Annotated in this window: 18 protein-coding genes and 1 riboswitch; of the genes, 1 reads left to right on the top strand and 17 read right to left on the bottom strand. The window is 69.0% G+C overall.

The genetic code is table 11. The features are described 5' to 3' along the window. Positions 1 to 24 precede the first annotated feature (24 nt). The 4 genes from HNR40_RS12575 to HNR40_RS12565 form a co-directional block, all read right to left on the bottom strand. Positions 25 to 7215 carry an RHS repeat domain-containing protein gene (locus tag HNR40_RS12575; RefSeq protein WP_184960671.1) on the bottom strand — a complete coding sequence of 2397 codons (7191 nt, stop codon included), beginning with the start codon at positions 7213 to 7215 and terminating at the stop codon, positions 25 to 27. Between the two features lie 383 nt (positions 7216 to 7598). Further along, positions 7599 to 8894, bottom strand: coding sequence for a dicarboxylate/amino acid:cation symporter (locus tag HNR40_RS12570; RefSeq protein ID WP_184960670.1), 1296 nt, complete (start codon positions 8892 to 8894; stop codon positions 7599 to 7601). 89 nt (positions 8895 to 8983) lie between these two features. Next, positions 8984 to 9046: a putative leader peptide gene (locus HNR40_RS57830; RefSeq protein WP_376773472.1), complete on the bottom strand. Its 63-nt coding sequence runs from the start codon at positions 9044 to 9046 to the stop codon at positions 8984 to 8986. Between the two features lie 448 nt (positions 9047 to 9494). Then, positions 9495 to 10535 (bottom strand): LLM class F420-dependent oxidoreductase, encoded by a 1041-nt coding sequence (locus HNR40_RS12565; protein ID WP_184960669.1) that lies wholly within the window; start codon positions 10533 to 10535, stop codon positions 9495 to 9497. 94 nt (positions 10536 to 10629) lie between these two features. Between HNR40_RS12565 and HNR40_RS12560 the strand changes: the two genes are divergently transcribed. Next, the gene (locus HNR40_RS12560; RefSeq protein ID WP_312896307.1) at positions 10630 to 11520 is read left to right on the top strand and encodes an endonuclease/exonuclease/phosphatase family protein; all 891 of its coding nucleotides are present in this window, start codon (positions 10630 to 10632) and stop codon (positions 11518 to 11520) included. A gap of 37 nt (positions 11521 to 11557) precedes the next feature. On the opposite strand, the gene HNR40_RS12555 is transcribed toward HNR40_RS12560, so the two are convergent. The 13 genes from HNR40_RS12555 to rpe all read right to left on the bottom strand — a co-directional run bounded on the left by HNR40_RS12555 (position 11558) and on the right by rpe (position 23147). Next, positions 11558 to 12124, bottom strand: a complete 567-nt coding sequence (locus HNR40_RS12555; protein WP_184960668.1) for a nucleotidyltransferase family protein — start codon at positions 12122 to 12124, stop codon at positions 11558 to 11560. After that, entirely contained in the window at positions 12111 to 13220 is a 1110-nt protein-coding gene (locus tag HNR40_RS12550) for an XdhC family protein (RefSeq protein WP_184960667.1), read from the bottom strand. Before HNR40_RS12550 ends, HNR40_RS12555 begins: the two co-directional genes overlap by 14 nt. Then, positions 13213 to 14286 (bottom strand): vWA domain-containing protein, encoded by a 1074-nt coding sequence (locus HNR40_RS12545; protein ID WP_184960666.1) that lies wholly within the window; start codon positions 14284 to 14286, stop codon positions 13213 to 13215. Before HNR40_RS12545 ends, HNR40_RS12550 begins: the two co-directional genes overlap by 8 nt. Further along, positions 14279 to 15169 (bottom strand): AAA family ATPase, encoded by an 891-nt coding sequence (locus tag HNR40_RS12540; protein ID WP_184960665.1) that lies wholly within the window; start codon positions 15167 to 15169, stop codon positions 14279 to 14281. Before HNR40_RS12540 ends, HNR40_RS12545 begins: the two co-directional genes overlap by 8 nt. 21 nt (positions 15170 to 15190) lie before the next feature. Then, a complete protein-coding gene (locus HNR40_RS12535; RefSeq protein ID WP_184960664.1) occupies positions 15191 to 15928 on the bottom strand; it encodes a phosphodiesterase in 738 nt (245 codons plus the stop codon). A gap of 69 nt (positions 15929 to 15997) precedes the next feature. Then, entirely contained in the window at positions 15998 to 16450 is a 453-nt protein-coding gene (locus HNR40_RS12530) for a PH domain-containing protein (protein WP_184960663.1), read from the bottom strand. A gap of 98 nt (positions 16451 to 16548) precedes the next feature. Then, on the bottom strand, positions 16549 to 17019 hold the full coding sequence (ribH, locus tag HNR40_RS12525; protein WP_184960662.1) for a 6,7-dimethyl-8-ribityllumazine synthase: 471 nt from the start codon (positions 17017 to 17019) through the stop codon (positions 16549 to 16551). After that, on the bottom strand, positions 17016 to 18227 hold the full coding sequence (locus HNR40_RS12520) for a bifunctional 3,4-dihydroxy-2-butanone-4-phosphate synthase/GTP cyclohydrolase II (protein ID WP_281395222.1): 1212 nt from the start codon (positions 18225 to 18227) through the stop codon (positions 17016 to 17018). The genes ribH and HNR40_RS12520 overlap by 4 nt, the downstream gene beginning before the upstream one ends. Further along, positions 18224 to 18874, bottom strand: a complete 651-nt coding sequence (locus tag HNR40_RS12515; RefSeq protein ID WP_221340291.1) for a nicotinamide mononucleotide transporter family protein — start codon at positions 18872 to 18874, stop codon at positions 18224 to 18226. The genes HNR40_RS12520 and HNR40_RS12515 overlap by 4 nt, the downstream gene beginning before the upstream one ends. Positions 18875 to 18906: 32 nt before the next feature. After that, complete coding sequence (locus HNR40_RS12510; protein ID WP_184960660.1) at positions 18907 to 19497, bottom strand: riboflavin synthase; 591 nt, start codon at positions 19495 to 19497, stop codon at positions 18907 to 18909. Beyond that, entirely contained in the window at positions 19497 to 20666 is a 1170-nt protein-coding gene (ribD, locus tag HNR40_RS12505; protein ID WP_184960659.1) for a bifunctional diaminohydroxyphosphoribosylaminopyrimidine deaminase/5-amino-6-(5-phosphoribosylamino)uracil reductase RibD, read from the bottom strand. Before ribD ends, HNR40_RS12510 begins: the two co-directional genes overlap by 1 nt. A 329-nt stretch (positions 20667 to 20995) precedes the next feature. Continuing rightward, positions 20996 to 21126, bottom strand: a riboswitch (FMN riboswitch). An 82-nt stretch (positions 21127 to 21208) separates the two neighbouring features. After that, a complete protein-coding gene (locus HNR40_RS12500) occupies positions 21209 to 21970 on the bottom strand; it encodes an oxygenase MpaB family protein (RefSeq protein ID WP_246509027.1) in 762 nt (253 codons plus the stop codon). A gap of 505 nt (positions 21971 to 22475) precedes the next feature. Next, on the bottom strand, positions 22476 to 23147 hold the full coding sequence (gene rpe / locus HNR40_RS12495; protein WP_184960657.1) for a ribulose-phosphate 3-epimerase: 672 nt from the start codon (positions 23145 to 23147) through the stop codon (positions 22476 to 22478). Positions 23148 to 23356 lie beyond the last annotated feature (209 nt).

The following is a 23356-nucleotide window of genomic DNA, read 5'->3' as shown; positions in this document are numbered from 1 at the left end:
CCGTACCAAGGCTAGCCCATGAGGCTAAGATTTGCATCCGACCTTCGCGCACGTGGGGTCCTTCTTTGTCAGCGTCCCAGTCTGATACAGGCTGGCTCCGACATTAAACAAAGCGTCCAGCACGGGCTTGAATGCTTCCGCCATAGGGTAAGTGCTGTTTCTCGCCTCCCGATACCTGGGATACCAGGCTGTCCTATTATAGGTCGCCCATTTTCGAGCCGCAGCGTTATTAAACTGATCTATTCTTGTGTCACACGGGACACCTGCCCGACACGGCTGCCCACCCTTTTCGTGAGTATCGCCGATCTCTGCCGCTCCACTGACTCCATATTCCCAGGTCAACAGGACTTGCCAGATGAAATGACGGATCGCATTTCTGCGCGCACCCCCCTTTCCCTCCCCAAGCTTGTCATCGAGATACTCTGATACCAGTTTTGCAAAACCGTAGGCGTGCGAGCAGCGTACGATATTGGCTTTACACCAAGCCCTTTCCGCTTCTGACAATCGGTCACTACCTCCACCCTTCGCCTTCGAGGTCTTCTTACTCGATTTCTTACGGGATCCCCCACTCGCTCCACCGGCAACAGGCAAATCCCCAGCGGCGACCATTTCCAAGTAGCCTTCCCAGGCGAGATCAAGGTCGGCTGGGTCCACCCCGTTGTATGCCTCTTCAATGAACTGGTCAATTACCCTTTTGTCGGCCTTCCAGAACCCCTTCTTTGGAGTCCAGCCATTCGGCAGCACATTCTCCCGCTTCATCTGCTCTATGGTCATCACTGTGACGCCGTAGTAAAAAGCACCGCAAATATCCAGACCAGCTCCGCTGCAGGCGACTGCTCCCCCACCTCCGTAGGAGTTTCCAACAGGAAGGCCCCCGGCTCCACTTTCTTCGCCGCAACGTTGGATTTGCGATGGAATGCTGCAGATGTCGCCTGAGTAGCCGCCGCCGCCGTATTCGAGGCCGGTGGATTCGCGCGCGTGGCCGGTGGGGTCAATGCCGGTGAGGGGGGAGGCGTTGGCGTAGGCGTAGCGGTTGGCCTGAACCGACGGGTTCGGGTTGAGGGTGGCGGTGTCGCGGCTGGTAAAGGTGCCGGTGCCAGGCTCGTACCAGCGTGCGTGCATGTTGGTCTTGCCGGTATCGGGGTCCGTGTACTCGCTCTGGTAGTCGAGGTTTGTCTTGGTTCCAGTCTGGGCGGTGACGGCACCGAAAGGGTCGTAGGCGGTGCTGGTGGCCAGCGTGGTGGTGGTAAAGGTGGCGACTAGGTCGCGGTGCAGGTCGGTGAAGGCGCCTGCGGCCGGGCTGGTGCCTTCTTGTAGGCCAAGCAGTTCACCGAAGGGGTCGCGGCCGTACTTTGCCTGGATGCCGCCGCTGATGTCGCTGATGGCGGCCAGGTCGTTGCTGAGGCCGGAGTAAGCGAAGGTCTGCTTGGCGGTGCCTCGGGTGCGGGAGGTGACACGGTTGAGGGCGTCGTAGCTGTAGAGGCTGTCGCCGTCGGCGATGAGGCGGTCAAAGGCGTCGAAGGTCAGGTTTGTGGTGTGGCCGTTCTTGGTCTCGGCGGCCAGCGTGCCGCGCGCTGTGTAGGTGTACTCGGTGCCGTCGCCGGTAATGAGGCGGTTGCGCTCGTCGTAGGTGAATGTTTTGTCGCCGGCTCTGGTGCGGTTACCGGAGGCGTCCCAGCCGTAGTCGGTCTTCGCGCCGTCGGGGGCGGTCCAGGAGGTCAGCCGGCCTGCGTGGTCATAGGAGTAGGTGTTGCTGCCCTCCCCGGCGGTGCCCGTTGTGGTCTTGGTGGTGAGGTTGTCGTCCTTGTCCCACCCGTAGGTGATCTTCGCGAGCTGCGTACCCGCGCCGTTCTTCAACGTCTGGGATTCGAGGCGGTCGACGGCGTCGTAGGTGAACGTTTGGGAGTCGGCCGCGGCGCCAGTGCTGGTCTTGCCGGTCAGCGTCTTGAGGCGGCTGGACTTGTCGTAGCCGTAGGTGAGCGTGCGGCCGGTGACCGGGTCGACAGCAGTGGCCAGCCTGCCGACGTTGTCCCACGTGAAGGTGGCGGTCCCGGCGGCGTCGACGCGCTGGGAGGGGGCGCCGAGCTCGTTGTAGGCGTAGCCGGTCTGCTGGACAGTGCCCTTCTTCACGCTCAGGGGCAGGCCGCGGTCGTTGTAGTCCACTGTTAGGTCGCCGATCGCGGTGGCGCGGCCAGCGAGGTCGTAGCTGAAGGTGCGCTCGGCGCTGGCCGCTCCGCCGCCCGCGCCGGTCTCGGCCGTGAGACGGTTCAGGTGGTCGAAGGTGCGGTCGATGCGGACCCCACCGGGCAGCAGCGACGCGGCCGGGTTGCCCGCCTGGTCGTAGACGCTGGTCCAGGTGCGGTCAGCCAGGCTCGGGTGTGCTGTGGTGGACGGCTCGGTGACGCTTTCGGTTAGGCCGAGGGTGTTGTAGCTGGTCCAGGTGGCGTTGCCGCGCCCGTCGGTCAGCCGGGTGCGGGCGCCGCTGGCGTCGTAGCCGAACGAGGTGGTGATCGACTCTCCGGCCGAGACGGGCTCGATCAGCGAGGTCACGCGGTTGAGCGCGTCGTAGGTCTGCTTGGTGATGTGGCCTTCGGGCGAGGTCGCCGAGGTGGGGTTGCCTGCGGCGTCGTAGGCGGTGCTGGCTGAGCGGACCAGCGCGCCGGTGGCGTTCAGGTCCTGGGTGCCGGTCTGGCGTCCGGCCAGGTCGTACTCGGCGACCGTGGCGTTGCCCTCTGGATCGGTGGTCTTGACCAAGCGGCCGGCCAGGTCATATGCCATCAGCGTCTTGTTCGTCGCCGGGTCTGTTTGGGTGGTGACCTCACCGGCCGCGTTCACCGCGAAGCCTGTGGTCCGATTGCCCGGCGCGATCTGCTTGGTCAGCACTCCGGCGTCGTTGTACTCGAGCTTCGTCGTGTACGCCGCCGCTGCCGGCTTGCGCTCGACCTGTGTCGAGGTGATCATCCGGCCCAGATCGTCATATGTCGCCTCGGTACGTGCCCCGGTAGGACCGGTCGCCGCCAGCTTCTCACCCACCAGGTCGTAGTCCACCACCGACTGCCCTGCGGGCTGCCCCTGGGGAGCCGGATCGTTGGCACGCACCTGCCGACCCAGCTGGTCGTACTCGAAGGTCGAACTGTTGCCGCGCGGGTCGGTGGTGCGCACGAGTTGTCCGGCCAGGTCGTAGGCGTGAGCGGTCGTCGGCGTCACCGCCGTCCCGCCGGGCGGCGTGTACGACGGTGCTATCTCACCGGTCAATCGGCCCGCCTTGTCGAACACCGAGGTGATCGTACGGCCCTCAGGATCGGTCTTGTGAGTCGTACCGCCGAAGGTGTCGTACCCGATGCGAGCTGTCGGCTTCGCACCCGCACTCGACCCGGCCTTGTCCACCGCTACCTGCGGACCCACCGCCTCGACCAGCCGCCCCATGGCGTCATAGCGCATCGTGGTGGTGAAGTCCGCTGCCGATGCACCCGATACGTTGCCCCGTGGATCGGTCATCGCCGTGACGAGACCCCGGTCATCGTAGGCGAGGCTGGCAACCAGATCTGCATCGCCGTTCTCGACGGTCTCCCGCGTCGGCTGGTTGGCCTTGTTGTAGGCGAACTCCTTGATCTCCGTACGCGTCGTCCCCGCGCCGGTAGACATGGCCTTGAGGACGTTGCCGTTGGCGTCGTATGTGAACGCGGTCTTGCGCTTGAGTGTCCCGGGGTCGAAGGTCTGCGACGTGATACGGCCCGCGGCGTCGTAAACGACCTCCGTGGTGACCGTGCCACCACCAGTCACCAGCTTGACACGGTTACCGGCGGCGTCGTAGGTGTGATCCTCAAGCACCACGTCTCTGGGGGTCGCGGAGCCGTTCAGCTTCGCATCGTCACTGATCTTCTGCGACAGGAGGTTGTCGCCGAAGTAGGTGAAGGACGTCTTGCGCCCCATCGCGTCGGTCCGCGTCGCCGCACGACCGGCCGGATCGTACGCGAACGACTCCAGCACCACGTCCCTGGCGGGCTGCGGATTGACCGGACTGCCTGTCCAGCCCTTCACCGTGCGTGTGATCAGCTCTCCGCGCGGGCTATAGCCGTTCTCGATCACTGTCCCGCGAGCGTCCGTAACCCGGGCCAGTTGCCCCAGTGTGTTCCACATCTGCCGGACGACACCGCCCTCCGGCCCGGTCGACGTCTCCATCCGGCCTTGGCCGTCATAGGTGTAGACGGTGGACCGCGCCGCGTCCCCGCCGGTCAGGTCCGCGAAGGTCTCGCTGAGTTTGTTCCCGTCCGGGTCGTAGGCCAGGGTGGTCTTCCTGGAGTGGGTGACATCGGAGACCTCGTTCTTCACGCCCGGATCGGTCTGCGTCTCCAGGCGGCCGAGGGCGTCGTAGGTGAACGTGGTCTTCACGCCGCCGGGATACGCCGACGACACCTGCGTCGAGCTGGCCAACCGGCCGACGGTGTCGTACTCCAGCTTCATGACCAGCCCCTCGGGGTCGGTCTGCTCGGCGAGGTCCCCGGCCTTCGTGTAGCGGTAGGTCCAGGAGTTGCCGCGAGCGTCTGTCTTGGTCTTGGTCAGTCCGGCGGGCGTGGTGCCGCCGCCTACAGCCGGTTCTGTCCCATCGGTGTAGGCGACTGTGGAAGAGCGTCCGTTCGGGAAGTCGGGTGTGGCGGGACTCGTCTGCTTGGTCTGCTCGCCGAACTGGTTGTACTCCAACGACGTCACATAGGTGTTGTCGGTCTCACCACTGGAACGGCCATCACGGACTTTCAGCACACGATCGTTCTTTGGATCGAAAGGGTCGTCCTTGTTGACGTGGTATTCCGCCCAGGATCGCTGGCAGCTGCCGTTCGCCCGGCACGTCTTCGTGCTGATCACGTTTCCGCGCTTGTCATGATCCTGCTCGACGACGTTGGCGTTGGCGTCGGTCATCTTCGCCAGGTAACCGCCGGTGTCGTAGGCGTAGGAGGTGGTGTAGCCGAGCTGGTCGGTCTGGGAGAGGAGCTGGTTGACGCGCCACCTGTCATGGACGTACTTGAGCGTCGCGTTCTGCGGGTCGGTCACAGTGATGGACGACTCGCCCGTCATCCAGTCGTACTCGGACTTGCCGACCTTCCACGTGCCGTTGTGCTGGTCGACATGTGTGGCGACGCGCTCGCTGACCGAGTCGTAGGTGTTCTGGGCCCAGACTCGCCCGGAGGGCAGGGTGACCTTCGCCAGCTTGTTGGGAGCCGCCAAGCGCGCGGCGTAGTGACGGCTGACCTCGTCGGTGGTGAGTGCCCTGCCGTAGATGGCGAGCTCGTCGAGTGAGCCCTTGAACGTCCAGGCGCCGGCCACGGTGGAACCGGCGGGTACATCCGCCCAGTTGGATCCGCGGTCACCGCCGCCGAGGGCCGCGTGGGTCCGCCATGAGTTCTCGAGCTCTCCGGTGAGCTCACCGACCAACTGACCGTCCAGGAAGAGCTGCTGCTTGTCGCCAACCACGTTCAACACCGTGTGGTGCCACTGGCCATCGTTGACCCGGCCGGCGGAGGTGATCGGGGTGTACACCCACTGACCCGCGCCGTTTCTGACGTTCCCGTACTGACCTCGGAGCTTGCCGTCGGTGCCGACGTAGAGGGCTGGGAACATCGCGCCGTACAGGTAGCCGATGTCGGCCGCGGAGAAGATCACGCCGTTGGACGTGGTCTTGAACCAGTTCTCGATCGACAAGCGGTCCTTGAGTTCGGCCACGGTCCCGCTCGGCAGGGTGAGCGCGGACTTCGTGAAGCCTCCCGCGGTGTCGCCCGATCCGGCGAGCGCACCCTGCTGACCGACGGCGACATCGACGTAGACGCCGTTTCCACCGGTGTTGCCCTCGTTCGCAGGCGGCTCGTACTGCTTGTCACCCAGACGGAAATAGGCGACCGGGTCGGCGTCCAGGATGAGGCTGCGGTATCGAGATCCGGTTTCGTAGCCGTACTGAGTGCAGTTCGCCGCCACCGGCGTACACGCCTTCGACAGGTTGTCGCCGACGTACTCATAGGTCCATTTCAGGCTCGTGCCGTCGACCGGGTCCGTCGACACCTCCGAGACGTGGTTGCCGTTCCAGGCGAAGGTGAGCGAGCGTCCGCCGGTGGACGTCACCTTCGCCAGTTTCCCGCCGGTGCCGTAGAGCAGTTCTTGCGCCCTGTCGCGCGCGTCGGCCACCCGGGTGAGACGGCCCTGAGCGTCGAACAAGTAGTTCGTGGATGACTTGTCCATCAGCCGCCAGCCTCCACCAGCGACTTCCGTGAGCGTCGCGTCCAGTCCGGGCGGCGGCTGGAAGGCTCCAGCGCCCTTGGCTGCGAAGCGTGCCTGCCGGCCGTTGGCGAGGGTGACCAGTAGTGTCGCCGTCCCGGCGGTGTTGACCTCCGGGGTGATCTTCATGTCCCATCGACTGGACCAGCCAGCGCCGAAGATTCCCGGGCTACGCGAGTCGAGGCTGTTGTACGTTCGAACCACCGAGAGTGGGGGGCCTGCCACCGGGACGGCGGCATCGGTGATCTGCGTGCGGTAGTTGCCCGACAGTTGGTGGAAGTCCTGCCCGTCGGCGCCGCGCTCGCCGAGCGTCGCCCCGATGAACGGCTGACGCACACCCGTGGTGAACGTCCTGGTCTCCGTCGTGGTCTCGGTGCCGCGCTCGGGGTCGGTGACCCGCACTCGCCACTCGTACTCCTTGGCCCAGGCGAGCTTGCCCGCGGGCACCTGCCACGCGTCGATTCCGTCCAAGCCGCCCGACTCCACACACGGCACGCTCGGCGAACCCGCCTCCACCTTCTCGCAAACCGTGAAGAAGAAGCGGAACTGGGCCGACGTGCCACCGCCCAGCCTGGTGGCGACCACACTCAACACAGGCGTCACAGAGCCGGCCAGGGACTGGTCATCGGGAAACATGTCGTCGATGAAGGGCCTTTGGGCAGCGGCCCGGTCGACCGCTTCCGTACGTTCCGCACCTGAGCGTGGGGCAGGCCCCGTCTTCATCGTGCGGCTGATCGGTCTCACACCATTGGCCCGGCCGTCCAGCCGCAACGCATCCGCAGGCCGCCGCAACTGCCTCGCGCTCTGACCGCCCGACGCCGACGCGGCCGTCGCGTCGGATGACACGAGGAAATCCTTCGGCGCACCCGCTCCGTTCTGCTGAACGGGCGCTACGACTTCGCCGTCGGCAATTGCGCTCGCCGCTTCTGAGGCGGCCAGCACTGGCGCCATGGGAAGGACAATGAGGCCCGAGCTTAAAACGGCCGACAGGGTAATGGCATGCCAAATACGAGAGCCCGTCAACAATCGACGCATGCGTCGCCACACTCCGAACCAACGAGGGCAATCCAAATAAGAGGACGCCAGACGTCGCCCTGCCATCCGACATGGACCACGTCCGCTCGATCGGAGGCTCAGAGCAAATTACCAAACGGGCAAATCGTAACTACCACCCAAACAGGCCACAAGATCCTATTTCGGGATATGAGATATACGGAGAGTAACCTCCACCCCTCAAACATGAGGAAATGTGAGATAAGGCACACATAAATAGAGGTTTTAGCGCGCGCAAAGGGCGAGAGGCCGGGAGCCTCTCGCCCTTTGTCGTTATGCGGTTATGCCAGCGCCGGTTCCCGGGCAGGGGACTTGGCGGCGGGGGCGTCGTCGTCGAGGGGCTGGGGTGGGGCGTTGAAGACGGCCTCGTCCAAGCGGCCCTCGGAGCGGGCGACCAGGACCGGGACCACTGCCTGGCCCGCGACGTTGGTGGCGGTGCGGATCATGTCCAGGATGGGGTCGATGGCCAGGAGGAGGCCGACTCCCTCCAGGGGGAGGCCCAGGGTGCTCAGGGTCAGGGTGAGCATGACGATGGCGCCCGTGAGGCCTGCCGTGGCCGCCGAGCCTACTACTGAGACGAAGGCGATCAGGAGGTAGTCGCCCACGCCCAGCGGGACGTTGAAGACCTGGGCCACGAAGATGGCGGCGAGTGCGGGGTAGACCGAGGCGCAGCCGTCCATCTTGGTGGTGGCGCCGAACGGGACGGCGAAGGAGGCGTAGTCGCGGTCGACGCCGTTGCGCTCTACCGTCACGCGCTGGGTGAGGGGGAGGGTGCCCACTGAGGAGCGGGAGACGAAGGCGAGCTCGATGGCGGGCCAGGCGTTGCGGTAGAACTTCAGCGGGTTGACCTTGCCGAAGACGGCCAGCAGCGTCGGGTAGATCGCCAGCAGGACGATGAAGCAGCCGATGTAGACGCCGGCCGAGAACTTGGCGAGCGGGGCGAGCAGGTCCCAGCCGTAGGTGGCCACGGACTTGCCGATCAGGCCCGCGGTGCCGATGGGGGCGAGGCGGATGACCCACCACAGGGCCTTCTGGACGAGTTCGAGGACGGAGCGGCTCAGGTTCAGGAACGGCTCGGCCTTGTCGCCGATCGCCAGGGCCGCTGCGCCGAGGACGACGCCCAGGAAGACGATCTGGAGGACGTTCAGCTCGGTGAAGGCGGTGACGATGTTCGTGGGGATGATGCCGGTCACGAAGTCGAGCCAGGTGCCGGCGCCCTCGGTGTCGACGGCCTTGGCGGTGCTGGTGTCGAGGGTGACGCCCTGGCCGGGGTTGATGATGAGGCCCAGGCCGATGGCGAACGCCACCGAGATGAAGGCGGTCGCCAGGAACCAGAACAGGGTCTTCGAGGCCAGCCTGGCGGCGCCGTTGACGTTGCGCAGGTTGGCGACGCTGACCAGCACCGCGGTGAACACCAGCGGCGGCACGGCCAGCTTCAGCAGCTGCACGAAGATCTTGCCGACCTGGGTCAGGGTCTCTGCGAGCCAGGAGACGTCCCAAATCTTGGCGACGAATCCGAGGGCGATGCCGACCACGAGGCCGGCGAGCAGTTGCAGGGAGAAGCTGAATCTCTTCACGTGAGGAAGGCTCCGGAGATGACGGCATGCCGAAGGCACACCGGAAAGGAGAAAAGGGGTGAGTGGCGATCTAGCGCGTCATGGCGCGATCAGCGACAGCTCGTCCCCGTCACGCGGCACAGGTCGATGTGCAGCCGCTCAACGAGCCACACGATGACTACCGAAAACCTCACGAATCGTCACAACACCGCTCTTATCTCTGGCTATTCCCGCCGCCCTCTGTGATCTGGGTCACTATCCCGTACGGCTCCGCCCACGAACCACCGCCCGCCGCCCCGGGCGCGCCGCCGCAGCCGATGCTCCCCACCGCACTCCGGCGGGGCGCCGCAACAGCCATCCGCCGGCCGGCCGCCATGGCCCACCCCGGCCGCCGCACCGGGTGCGCCGGGCTCCGCCGCACCCCGTCCGTCCGTGCGGCGCACAAAAGCCCAGCAAGCCCCACAGACCCGACCAACCCAAACCCAAGAACCCCGGCCCCGGAACACCGGACCCAGGACGCCGAGGTCCCGAGCGGGCGACAGGCAGGCTGGGGCGTGGGCGGGCGGGGCAGGGTTAGGCGGTTAGGCGGTTAGGCGGTTAGGCGGTTAGGCGGTTAGGCGGTTAGGCGGTTAGGGCCTTTACCTTTTCCATCAGGCGGAGGCGCTCCTCGTGCGTGTTGGCCAGCGGCGTCACGTTCAAGGTGGTGACTCCGGACTCCTTCAGTGCCTGGATCCGGTCCCGGACGAAGCCTTCCGAGCCGATCAGCGACATCTTCTCCAGCAGTTCCTGCGGCACCAACGCCGCCGCCTCCTGCTTCTTCCCCTCCAGGTACAGGTCCTGGATCTGCTCGGCCTCCTTCTCGTAGCCGTAGCGCCGGGCGAGTTCGTTGTAGAAGTTGCGCCCCTTGGCGCCCATCCCGCCGATGTACAGGGCGGCCATGCCGCGCCCCAGCTCAAGAAGCCCCTGAACGTCGTCGCCGATCGCAAGGGCCGCCTGCGCGATCGTGTCCAGGGGGCCAAGAGCGGGGTCCCGACGGTCAGCCCCGGCGGCCAGCGACGGCCCCCAGACCTCGGCCGCCTTCTCGGGCACGTAGAAGATCGGCTCCCAGCCCTCGGCGACCTCGGCGGTCAGCTCGACGTTCTTGGGGCCGATGGCGGCGACCACGATCGGGATGCGCGGCCGTACCGGATGGTTGATGATCTTGAGGGCCTTGCCGAGGCCGGTGCCCTGCTCGGGAGGGAGCGGCAGGGTGTAGTGCTTGCCGGAGTAGGTGAGCTTCTCGCGGCGCCAGACCTGGCGGCAGATGTCGATGACCTCGCGGGTACGGCCCAGCGGCGCCGTATAGGGCACGCCGTGGAAGCCCTCGATCACCTGCGGGCCCGAGGCGCCCAGGCCCAGGGTGAAGCGGCCGTCGGAGACGTAGTCCAGTCCGGCGGCGGTCATGGCGAGCAGGGTCGGGGTGCGGGAGTAGATCGGGAGGATGCCGGAGGCGATCTCCAGGCGGTCGGTCTTGGCGGCGATGTAGCCCATCTGGCTGACGGCGTCGAAGCTGTAGGCCTCGGCCACGAAGACGATGTCGAGCCCGGCCCGCTCGTAGTCGGCCAGTTCGGCGACCGTCTCTTTGAAGCCGCCTGAATAGTTGAGCGCCATACCGATCCGCATGCCGGACTCCCTCGAACCGAGCAGTAACCGAACTATATTCGGCACCAGGTTAGCCTGTCCGCATCGCGAGCCCACACCGGCTAGCCTGGGACAGGTGCTGAGTCGCGTCGTCATCGTCGTGTCCGCCCTGGTCGCCGTGGCCTTGGCGGGTCATCAGCTCTTTCCGGCCATGGGTGGATTCACACCTATCTGGGAGAGCATGCTGCCCTGGGTGGGGCTCACGGTGCCCGTGCTTCTGCTGGGCGCGGCGTTGTCACGCTCGAAGGGCGCGGCGGTCGCGGCTCTGGTGCCCGGCCTGGTGTGGGCGCTGATGTTCGGCTCGACCATGCTGCAGTCGCCGCCCGGCGGCGCCAGCGACCTCAAGGTGGCCACGGTCAACGTCGGCGTCACCAACAGCGCGTCCGGCGAGGCCATGCGCAAGATCGCCGAAGGGCTCGACCTGGTCGCGGCCCAGGAACTCACCCCGGGCGGACCGGCCGCCAAGCAGCTCGACCGGATGTTCCCGCACAAGTACCCCGTCGGCACGGTCGGGCTGTGGAGCCGCTACCCGCTGAGCAAGCAGCAGAAGCTCGACGTCGGCATGGGCTGGCCCAGGGCGCTGCGGGCGGTGGCCGACACGCCTAAGGGCAAGGTCACCGTGTACGTGATGCACCTGGCCTCGGCGCGCCCCGGGCACACCGCCTTCCGCGACAAGTCGCTGGCCCACGCGCGCTCGCTGGTCGACAAGGACTCCAGCAAGCGCATCCTGCTCATGGGCGACCTCAACACCGCCACCACCGACCGCGGCATGTCCGGGCTGACGCCGCCGCTGCGGGACGCGCAGCGCGAGGCGGGCGACGGGTTCGGGTTCACCTGGCCGTCGTCGTTCCCGATCACCCGGCCCGACCACATCCTGTACAAGGGCATGACCGCGACCAAGGCGGGCGTCGCCCCGGCCGTCGGCAGCGACCACCGCGCCGCACTCGCATCTCTGAAACTGTCATAAGAGCCCTGACGGGCCGGTAGCGGCCAGAAGCTAAAGGCTAGAGACCCTTCAGAAGCTCCAGGTCCTCGGGCGTGTCGATGTCGGCCGGGCTGCCCAGCCCGTCGCACGGCACGTCGGTGATCAGCTCCGGATAAGCCTTCAGGAACGGCCTGGCCCCCACATCCCCCACCGCCAGCCCGGCCACCTCGGCGAAGTGGTCCCGGCCGAACAGCACCGGGTTGCGCCGGGCGCCGCCGTACGTGGCGACGGCCACCTCGCCGCCGCTGGCGATCAGCGCGGCCACGGCGGCGGGCGTCACGAACGGCTGGTCCACCAGCGCCACCACGACGGCGGCCGCGTCCGGCGGCAGCGCGGCCAGCCCGACGCGCAGCGAGGAGCCCATCCCGGTGCGCCATTCGGGGTTGCGCACGACGACGGCCCCGCGCACCGGCACGGTCGCGGCCCCGAGCACCACCACGACGGGATGGCAGCCGCCGGTCTCCAGCAGCCGCACCCCGCGATCGACCAGCCGCTCGCCCTCGTACTCCACGAGCGCCTTGGGCGTGCCCAGCCGCGCCCCGCGCCCGGCCGCGAGCAGCAGCCCGGCCACGCTAGATCGCTTCATCCCGCATTTCTGCCCATCCGTGAATGCGTCCACGCGTCTCGCTCAGCGGCCGTCCGGAACCGCCCCACCGCAGTTGGATGAGCTCGGCGGCGATCGACACCGCCGTCTCCTCCGGGGTGCGGGCGCCCAGGTCGAGGCCGATGGGCGAGCGCAGCCGTCCCAGCTCGTCGTCGGTGAGCCCGGCCTCGCGCAGCCGTTCCAGCCGGTCCTCGTGGGTACGGCGGGAGCCCATCGCGCCCACGTAACGGGCGTCGGTGCGCAGGGCCAGTTCCAGCAGCGGCACGTCGAACTTGGGGTCGTGGGTGAGCACGGCGATGACCGTGCGCTCGTCCACCTTCTGCGTGGCCAGGTAGTCGTGCGGCCACTTGACCACGACCTCGTCGGCCTCGGGGAAGCGCTTGGGGGTGGCGAAGACGGGGCGGGCGTCGCAGACGGTGACGTGGTAGCCGAGGAACTTGCCGACCCGGGCGACGGCGGCGGCGAAGTCGATGGCGCCGAAGACCAGCATGCGCGGCGCCGGCGCGAAGGAGTGCACGAACACCGACAGGTCGTCCAGGCGGCGCTCGCCGTGGCCGCCGTAGCGGCGGATGCCGGTCAGGCCCTGGGCGAGCATGCCGCGGGCGTCGTCGTCGACGGCCTGGTCGAGGCGGTCGAGGCCGAGGGTTCCCGCGGTGCGGTCGGGCCAGATCACCCTTCTGGCCCCCATCCGGCCGGGCCCGGCGACGATGGTGGCGACGGCCACGGGCTCGTGGGCGCGGAGCGAGGAGTAGATGTCGCCGAGCTCGGGGAACGTCTCGATGGAGACCGGCTCGACGAGGATGTCGATGATGCCGCCGCAGGTCAGCCCGACCGCGAAGGCGTCGTCGTCGCTCACGCCGTACCTCCGCAGGACGGGGACCTCGGCCTCGGCGGCCAGCTCGAACACCGCGCCCTCGACGCAGCCGCCGGAGACGCTGCCGACGACCTCGTCCCCGCGCACGGCCATCGAGGCGCCGGGCGGCCGGGGCGCGCTGCTGAACGTGCTCACCACCGTCGCCAGCCCGAACCTCTGCCCCGAGCGCCACCACCGCATGATCTCCGGGAGCACCTCACGCATGGCCGAGCCTTTCGCTGAGCGCCTCGAACGCGGCCAGGCTGTGCCCGGCCACGAGGTCGTCGATGTACGGCAACGCCGCCCGCATCCCACCGGTGAGCGGCTCATACCCCTCATACCCTTTATGCGGGTTGACCCAGATCACCCGGTACGCCTGCCGGGCGAGCCTGGCCATCTGGGCGCCGAGCAGCGCCGGATCACCCCGTTCCCAGCCGTCGGAGGCGAGCACGACGATCGCCCCCCGCGCGTCATGATTTTTCAGGAAACTCCGGAGCTCCTCCCCCAGCCTGGTGCCCCCGCTCCAGTCCGGTATCACCCGCGACGCCGCGTTCAGCGCGGTGCCCGGATCACGGTGGCGCAACTCGGCGGTGACGTGCGTCAGCCGCGTCCCGATCGAGTACACCCTGGTCGCCCGGGGTTCGCCGCGCACCAGCGCGTGCGCGTACCGCAGCAGCGTCTCCGCGTACGGCGACATCGACCCGCTCACGTCGACCAGCAGCACCACCTCGCGCGGGCGCGTGGTGTGGGTCTTCCTGCGCAGCCGCGCCACCTCGCCCTTGCGCAGCGCCTCGCGGATCGTGCGCCTCGGGTCGAGGACGCCGCGGTGGGCGGGCCGGTAGCGCCGCGAGCGGCGGCGGGCCCGCCGGTCGCGCAGCATCGCCAGCATCCGGTGCACTTCGGCGCGTTCCGCCTCGGTCATCCCGGCCACGTCGCGGTGGCGCAGGATCTCGGTGCGGCTGGCCGTGCCGGGCGCCGCGTCCGCGTCCTCCTGCTCGCCGTCCTCGCGTGCCTCGCCCGCGGCCACGTGCCGGGTGACGACCTTGTCAGCGGTACGGCCGGCCGCCCGCAGACCACCGAAGTAGGCGGCGAAGCAGCGGTCGTACCTGGGCAGATCGTCCGGCGCGGCGCACAACGTCAGCCGCCCGGCCCAGTACACCCGCGCGGGGTCGGCCACGTCGAGGTGGTCCAGCGCGAGCAGCAGGTTGCGGGTGCGCTCGTGGTCGGCCGCGACCCCTGCCGCCCGCAGCGTCCTGGCGAACCCGGTCATCGTCGCGGCCAGCTCATCCATGGCGCAGCAGCCCGTTCGCGAGCACCGCCTCGACGTCCTCCCGGTACTTCAGCGCCGCGCCCAGCGTGGCCGCCGCCAGCCCCGGGTCGAGCTCGCGCGCGCCGAGCGTCAGCAGCGCCTCGGTCCAGTCGAGGGTCTCGGCCACGCCGGGCGGCTTGATCAGCTCGGCCGCCCGCAGCCGCTCCGCCGCCCCCGCGACCTGTACGGCCAGCGTCTCCGTGCACGAGGGCAGCCTGCGCAGCAGGATCGCCACCTCACGGTCGAACCCCGGGTGCTCCAGCCAGTGGTAGAGGCAGCGCCGCTTCAGCGCGTCGTGCACCTCCCGCGTCCGGTTGGAGGTGACGACCACCACCGGCGGCGTGGCCGCCTTGATCGTGCCCAGCTCCGGAATGGAGATGGTGAAGTCGGACAGCACCTCCAGCAGGAACGCCTCGAACTCGTCGTCGGCCCGGTCGATCTCGTCCACCAGGAGCACGCTGGGCTGCGTCTCGACCGCCTTCAGCAGGGGCCGGGCGATGAGGAAGCGCCGGTCGTAGATCTCGCTCTCCAGCCGGGCCACGTCGGTGACCCCGGCCGCCTCGGCGGCCTTGAGGTGGAGGAGCTGGCGGGCGAAGTCCCAGTCGTAGAGCGCCTGGGCGGCGTCGAGGCCCTCGTAGCACTGCAGCCTGATGAGCGGCGCCTTCAGCAGCTCGGCCAGCGTCTTGGCCAGCTCGGTCTTGCCGACCCCCGCCTCCCCTTCCAGGAACAACGGCCGGCCCATCCGCAGCGCCAGGAACGCCGCCGTCGCCAGCCCTTCGTCGGCCAGGTAGGAGTACCGGTCAAGCAGCTCGATCAGCTTTTCCGGTGACTCGATGTCCGCTGCCCTGATGGTCCGCCTCAGCACCTCTTCAGGCTACGCCGACATTCAGAGGATCGTTCGGTAGTGCGTCGTCAGGCGGCCCCCGTCGAGCACGTGGAAGGCCAGGGACGGCGGCTGGTCGAGGTCCACCACGCCCTTGGGCAGTTCCCAGGGGAGCCGGAGCGTGGAGACGACGCCGGGCGCCACGAGCAGGGGCCGGCCGGCGAACGTGGTGGCCGCCGGGGTGTGGGCGTGCCCGGCCAGCAGGGCGGCCACGTGGGGGTGGCGGTCCAGGAGTTCGGCCAGGCGCTGCTCGCCGTACTGCCTGATGCCGTCGATGTACGGCACGTGCAGCAGCGCGGGAGGGTGGTGGAAGGCGACCAGAGCCGTCCGTTCCCCCGCCTCGGCCAGGACCTGGTCCAGCCAGCGGAGCGTCTCGTCCTCCAGCAGCCCATCGTCCTTGCCGGGCACCGAGGAGTCGCACGCCGCGACGACGAAGCCGGAGCCGTGGTGCGCCTGGTTGACCGGGCCCCGGCCGGCGTCCGTGCCGAGCAGGTGCGTGCGGAACGCGGCCCGGTCGTCGTGGTTGCCGGGGCAGACCAGGACGGGGTGCCGGGAGTCCAGCAGCTCGCGGGCCCGCTCGTACTCCTCCGGCAGGCCGTGGTCGGCGATGTCACCGGTGACCAGGACGAGGTCGAGGTCGTGCGGGAGGTCGTTCAGGTAGTCCATGACGGCGCGGGTGCGGTCGGAGCTGCGGGGGTCGGCGTCGATGTGCACGTCGCTGAGGTGCGCGATCACGTTCATGTCCGTGCAGCGTAGCCTCGGGGTGGCCACCGGCAAAGGTCCACCTCGGCCCCGAACCTCAGGGCCACTTCAGTCTTCGCCGGCTTCGCCCTTGGCGCGGATGAGGGCCTTGAGCTCGGCTGTGGCCTGCTTGGCGCGGGCCTTTTCCGAGCCCTGGATGCCCATGGCGCCGACCGTGCGGCCGTCGGAGAAGTCGATCTTGGGCCAGGGGTCGCCGACCATCAGCGTGACGTCCAGGACCTCGGGCCAGGTGTAGTGGTGGGTGCGCAGGGCGTTGACGAGCGTGATGCCCCGCTCGTCGGCCTCCACCCGGACGCGGCCCAGCAGATGCAGGATGTACGCCACCGCGCAGCCGAACAGCACGATGGCGATCCGGTCGGCCAGCTGGAACGGCTCGGCGATGAACAGGGCCATCAGCACGGCGCCGATGAGGATGATCACGGCGAAGCCGTACGGGACGATTCTGCCGCGGCGCGGACGGAAGGTCACGGGCAGCGGCGGAGGGCTGACTGGCTCGGGCACGCAGGAAACTTATCGCACGTCGGGGTCGGTCCGGCCAGCGGACGGCGGGCGGCCGTCAGGGGTGGCCGGCGAATCCGCCGGTCACCCCTGACGGGCGGTCAGACGGTCAGGCCGCGCAGCAGCAGCGCCGTCTCCAGCGCCGCCATGGCCGACTCGTAGCCCTTGTCCTCCTTGGCGTCGGGCCCGCCGGAGCGGTCCTCGGCCTGCTGGAGGTTCTCGCAGGTCAGGACGCCGTTGCCGACCGGGGTCTCCTCGTCGAGCGAGATCCTGGTCAACCCTGCGGTCACCGAGTCGCAGACGTACTCGAAATGGGCGGTCTCCCCGCGGATGACCGCGCCGAGCGCCACCACCGCGTCGCAGCGCCTGGCCAGCGCCTGCGCCACCACGGGGATCTCCAGCGAGCCGGCCACCCGCACCACGGTGGCCTGGGCGCCGCTGTCGGCGCAGGCCTGTACGGCCCTGGCCACCAGCCGGTCGGTGATCCCCGCGTGCCAGCTCGCCGCGACGATCCCGACCTTGAGGCCGGAGGCGTCCACCGCGGCCGCCCCGGGCCGTCCTTCGCCGCTCATGAGGTCTCCTCCACGAAGTGGCCGAGGCGTTCCCGCTTGGCCGTCAGGTACCGCTCGTTGTGCGGGTTCACGGCCACCGGCATCGCCTCGCGGCCGAGCACCTTGATGCCGTAGCCGTCCATGCCCTTGAGCTTGGCCGGGTTGTTGGTCAGCAGCCGGACCGACTTGACCCCCAGGTCGGCCAGCATCTGGCCGGCGTTGGAGAACTCGCGGGCGTCCACCGGCAGCCCCAGCTCCAGGTTGGCGTCGACGGTGTCGCTGCCGTTGTCCTGCAGGCTGTACGCCTTGAGCTTGGCCAGCAGGCCGATGCCGCGGCCCTCGTGACCACGCAGGTACACGACGACGCCGCTGCCCTCCTCGGCGATGGCGGCCATGGCGTGCTCGAGCTGCACGCCGCAGTCGCAGCGCAGCGAGCCGAACACGTCGCCGGTCAGACATTCGGAGTGGGCGCGGACCAGTACGTTCTCGCCGTCGCCGAGGTCGCCGAGCACGAGCGCGAGGTGCTCGCCCCCGTCCAGCGAGCTGGAGTAGCCGTACGCGCGCCAGGTGCCGTGGCGGTTGGGCAGGCGGGTCTCGGCGACCCGGGTGACCATGCTCTCGGTGCGCCGCCGGTGCTCGACGAGCTGCTCGATGGAGATGAGCGCGAGGTCGTGCTCGTCGGCGAAGGCGCGCAGCTCGGGCAGCCTGGCCATGGTGCCGTCGTCGTTGACGATCTCGGCCAGGACGCCCGCCGGTGACAGCCCGGCCAGGCGGGCCAGGTCGACGGCTGCCTCGGTGTGGCCCCTGCGCGCCAGGACGCCGCCGTCGTGGTAACGCAGCGGGAAGATGTGGCCGGGCCGTACCAGCTCATTGGGTTCTGTCGCGGAGTCGGCGAGCGCGCGGATCGTCTTGGCGCGGTCGGCGGCAGAGATGCCGGTGGTGACGCCGTCGCGCGCGTCGACGCTGATGGTGTACGCGGTGCGCATCCGCTCGCGGTTCTGGAACACCATGAGCGGCAGGCCGAGCCGGTCGAGCTCCTTGCCCTCCATCGGCACGCAGATGACGCCGCTGGTGTGGCGGATGGTGAAGGTCAGGAGCTCCGGGGTGGCCTTCGCGGCGGCGAAGATGATGTCGCCCTCGTTCTCCCGGTTCTCGTCGTCGACGACGATGACGGGCCGGCCGTCGCGGATGTCGTTGATGGCCCGTTCGACTTGGTCCAGCATGGTCATGTCGCCACCGCCATGGGCTTGAGCTCGGCCGTTCGTGTGCGGTACTCGCGCAGCCACTTCACGAAGCCGATGAGGACGAGGATGAAGAAGAGGCCGTAGACGGCGCCGGAGACGTAGAGCTGGGAACGGAACAGCAGTGGCACGCCGACCAGGTCGACGGCCATCCACACGATCCAGAAGTCGACCAGCGCCCGCCCCTGCGCCCAGGTGGCGACGGCCCCGCCGACGAAGATGTAGGCGTCGGCGGCCACGAGGAAGAAGCTCTCGGGCGCCGGCGCGTGCACGCCCCACGACAGCGGCAGCTCGAACAGCACCCACGCCCCGTAGAACACCGTGGCGACCAGGGCGGTGCCGAGCAGCATCGCGGTGATCAGCCCGACGCGCTCCCACATCCGGGCCGGGCGCACCTCAAGGGCCTGGCCGCCCTGGGTGCCCTGGCGCCACTTCCACCAGCCGTAGACCGCCAGCGCGGCGAACAGGACCTGCTTCAGGGCGTTGCCCGTGACGTGCGCGCTGACCGAGGCGACGAACAGCAGCACCGCCCCGGTGAACTGCACCGGCCACGTCCAGATGGACTTGCGCATGGCGAACAGCACGGTCGCCACCGCGAACACGTTGCCGAGCAGATCGGTCCACTTGACCGGCAACCCGAAAACATTGATTGAGGCATCTGCCCAGCTCACCGCAGTGCCACCAGCCTTTCCACGTACTTGGCGATCACGTCGACCTCCAGGTTCACCAGCTCCCCCGCCACCCGCCGGCCCAGGTTGGTCAGCCGCAGCGTGGTCGGGATGAGGCTCACCCCGAAGCTGTCGTCGTCAACCGTCGTGACCGTGAGACTGATTCCGTCGATCGCGATCGACCCCTTTTCCGCCACATAACGGGCGAGCTGGGCGGGCAGACTGAACCGCAGGTTGTCCCACGCCTCGCCCGGCTCTCTCGACAGCAGTACGGCGGTGCCGTCCACGTGGCCCTGCACGATGTGACCGCCGAGCCGCTGGTCGGCGCGGACCGCGCGCTCCAGGTTGACCACCGAGCCCGCCTTGAGCTCGCCCAGCGAGGTGCGTTCCAGCGACTCCTTCATCACGTCGACGGTGAACACCCCGTCCGCCGACTCCACGACGGTCAGGCAGACGCCGTTGACGGCGATGGAGTCGCCGTGGCTGGCGTCGGAGGTGACGATCGGGCCGCGCACCGACAACACGGCCGAGTCCCCGCGTGTTTCGAGGGCGACGATCTCGCCCATTTCCTCGATGATTCCGGTGAACATCACTTCTCCTTAGGGGTGCCCGGCCGCGCGGTGATCCGCAGGTCCGGACCGATCATGGAAACCTCTTCGAAGACGAAGGCGTGCATGCCGGCGATCGTCGACACGCCCGCCTGCCCCAGCGCCGCCCGCCCCGACCCGAGCAGCGCGGGCGCGACGTAGGCCACGACCCGGTCGACCAGGCCCTGCCTGACGAAGGAGCCCGCGAGCGTCGGGCCGCCCTCCAGGAAGGCGCTGACCACGCCGCGGCGGCGCAGCTCCTTGAGCAGCGCGTGCAGATCCAGCCCGTCCGGCCGGTACGGCAGCCGCACCAGCTCGGCCTGAAGCCCCGTCCGCGTGCTGTCGGCGACGGCCACCAGGGTCGGCGCCGCCCGGTCGAGCACCCGCGCGCCGGGAGGCGTACGGGCCCCCGAATCAACCACCACCCGCAACGGCGCCCGCGCCCGCCGCCGCGCCTCGGCAAGCTGCTCCCGCATCGCCCCATCCAGCCCTTTCTCCGGTACGGCTCCCGCGTCCGACACGGCTCCCGCGTCCGATACGGCTCCCGTGTCCGGTACGGGTTGTGTTGGCCGGGCGGTCAGGAGCGGGTCGTCGGCCAGGACGGTGCCGATGCCGGCGATGATCGCGTCAGAGGTGGCCCGGAGCCGGTGGACGTCCTGCCTGGCCTCGGGCGAGGTGATCCACTTGCTGGTGCCGTCCGCGGCGGCCGAGCGGCCGTCCAGGGTGGCGGCGAACTTCCACGTGACATACGGCCTGCCCAGCCGCACGGAGGTCAGCCACGCCACGTTGACCCGCTCGGCCTCCTCGCCCAGCAGACCGTGCGCGACCTCGACGCCGTGGGCGCGCAGCCGTTCACCGCCGCCGGCCGCGAGCGGGTTGGGGTCGGGGACCGCGTAGACGACCCGGGCGAGGCCGGCGGCCAGGAGCGCCTCGGTGCACGGGCCGGTGCTTCCGGTGTGATCGCAGGGTTCGAGGGTGACGTAAGCGGTGCCGTCACGGGCCCGCTCACCGGCGTCACGCAAGGCCACGACCTCGGCGTGGGGGCCGCCGGCGTAGGCGTGGAAGCCCTCGCCCGCGACCTGCCCGTGGGCGTCGAGGATGACGCAGCCTACGACGGGGTTGGGGCTGGTCGTGCCAAGCCCGAACGCGGCCAGTTCGACGGCCCGCGCCATGTGCCCGGCATCCCGTATACCGGCATCCCGGTCACCGGCCTGCCGTTGACCGGCGGCGGGCCGTTCATCTGCGGCATGGCGTTGACCTGCGGCGTGCCGTTCACTTGCGGCAGGGCGTTGACCTGCGGCATCCCGCTCGGATGCGGCGGGCCGTTGACCGGTGGGGTGCCGGTCGCCTGTGGCGGGCCGTTCTTCAGAAAGGGGGTTGTCCCGGAAGGGTTCGTCCACCCCCGGACCTCCTACTCGCCAGTAGCTTCAAGCCACGGCGAACCCCGGGGGTGCGTGGTGCGCGTACGCCACCACAACGGCGCCCGGCCACGGCCGGACGCCTGCGCGCTTCCTCCCATCCGGACTTTAACCGTCGGTCCCGGAATTTCACCGAGTCAACCGGCCGATGGCATCGGCCGGGTCGCGGACTGTAACCGCCGGTTCGGAATTTCACCGACCCCGGAGCACGCTAGCTCTTCTTTCGCCTATCAGTCTGCCATGCCCGAATCGGCATCTGCGACCGCCCCCATATTCTCAACCAAGCGCTCGCTTGGTCAAGCCGCCATGAGCTTACGGGCCCGGCGGGCGTCGGGGGCGTAGCGCATCTGGGCGGGTACCAGGCCGAGTCCCGCGTGCAACGTTCGCAGGGTGGCGGTGGCCCACAGGTCTCCGACCGGGGTGGCGGGCAGGCCGTACAGGCGGCGCGCCCAGCGCGGGAGGGTCGCGAACGCCAGCAGCGTCAGGGCGGGGAGCACCGGTTTGAGCGGCGCCAGGCGCAGCGGCAGCGGCGCGGTCAGCGACTGCAGCAGCGGGTGTGCCGCCTCGGGCACCAGGCGCAGGCCCGGCCGCTCGGCCTCGATGTAGGCGCGCAACTCGGCGACGCTGCCCGGGGCGTCATCGGGATTCAGGCCGACGACCGTCGCGGCCCGCCGCCATTCCAGGACGAACCGGTCGGCATCCTCGGCCGACAACCGCACCCCCGCCCGCCGCGCCACCGACAGGTAGGAGTCCACCTCGCCGACGTGCACCCACATCAGCGCACCGGGCTCGTCCAGCCGGAAGCGCTCACCGGTGTCGGGGTCGTCGGCGCGGAGCGTGGCGTGGATCTTCCGTACCCGCCTGCCGGCCCGTTCGACCTCGGGCAGCGTGCCGTAGGTCCGGACGCGTACGAACTCGGTGGTCCGCATGAACCGTGACCAGGCTTCGTCGGGGTGCATGAGCGCGGAGTTCTGCAGGACGCCGCGCATCGCCCGGGGGTGCAGCCCCTGCATCAACAGTGCCCGGAACCCGCCCACCAGAAGGATGGGCTCCCCCATCACCCGCCAGGTCACCGATTCCGGCCCGAAAAGCCCATGGTCCGTCATAAGTAAGCAGTTACCCATAACCCCCGACCAGACAAACGTTCCAGAACGCCCCCCGAACCCGGCACCCCGGATTGCCCCACCCAGACCCCGGGGATTGCCCACGTCACGAGCCTGCCCACGTGCAGCCGAGAGCTTCCCGTGCACAAGGGGCACTCGGCGCGACAAACAGCCCACTTGCCGCCGGGGGACCGGGTCGCCCAAGTCCAAGACGCCGACACCCGCAAGGCGGGTTTCCGGTGTCGAAGGCAGGAGCCGTCGCACCGAGGACCCGGTGTGCGCCAGGCCGAGCCTGAGCACGGGACCGGGCTGAGGGTGGGGCCTTGAGGTCGAGGCGTGGGGCCGGGTTGAGGGTGGGGCCGGGTTGAGGGTGGGGCCGGGTTGAGGGTGGGGCCGGGTTGAGGGTGGGGCCGGGTTGAGGGTGGGGCCGGGTTGAGGGTGGGAGCGTGGACCTGAGGGGTTAGATGGCGCCGCCTGGGCGGGGGGCGCTTTCGGCCAGGGCGCGAAGGTGGTCGATGGCGGCGCGGGGGTCGGTGGTGCCGTAGACGGCGCTGCCCGCTACGAACACGTTCGCGCCCGCCTCGGCGCAGCGCTCGATCGTGTCGGCGGCCACCCCTCCGTCCACCTGGATCCAGATCTGGCCACCGTGGCGGGACACCAGCTCACGGGCGCGGCGGATCTTGGGGAGCACGACGTCGAGGAAGCGCTGGCCGCCGAAGCCGGGTTCGACCGTCATCAGCAGCAGCATGTCGATCTCGCCCAGCAGGTCCTCGTACTGGGTGACGTCGGTCGCGGGGTTGAGGGCGAAACCGGCCCGCGCCCCCAGCGCCCTGATCTGGCGCAGCGTACGCACCGGCGCCTTGGCCGCCTCCGCGTGGATGGTCACGCTGCCCGCCCCGGCCTCGGCGTAGGCGGGTGCCCAGCGGTCCGGGTCCTCGATCATGAGGTGGCAGTCGATCGGCGTGGACGTGGCCTTGAGCAGCGCTTCGACGACGGGCAGCCCGAGGGTGAGGTTGGGCACGAAGTGGTTGTCCATGACGTCCACGTGGAGCCAGTCGGCGTTGGGCACCGCGGCGGCCTCGTCGGCGAGCCGGGCGAAGTCGGCGGACAGGATGCTGGGCGAGATCTGCACGCTCCGATTCTAGGGAAACCCCAGACCCGCACCGGGCACCGGCAGTCCCAAGAAAACCGCCCAAGAAACCGCCCGAGAAGACCCGGCCGCTCCAAGAAGCCCTGGCCGCTCAGAGAAGCCCTGGCCGCTCAGAGAAGCCCTGGCCGCTCAGAGAAGCCCTGGCCGCTCAGAGAAGCCCTGGCCGCTCAGAGAAGCCCTGGCCGCTCAGA

Source organism: Nonomuraea endophytica (genome assembly GCF_014203235.1).
Classification (GTDB): domain Bacteria; phylum Actinomycetota; class Actinomycetes; order Streptosporangiales; family Streptosporangiaceae; genus Nonomuraea; species Nonomuraea endophytica.
The sequence above is the reverse complement of the archived record's forward strand: the minus strand, read 5'-3'. Positions and strand labels throughout refer to the sequence as shown.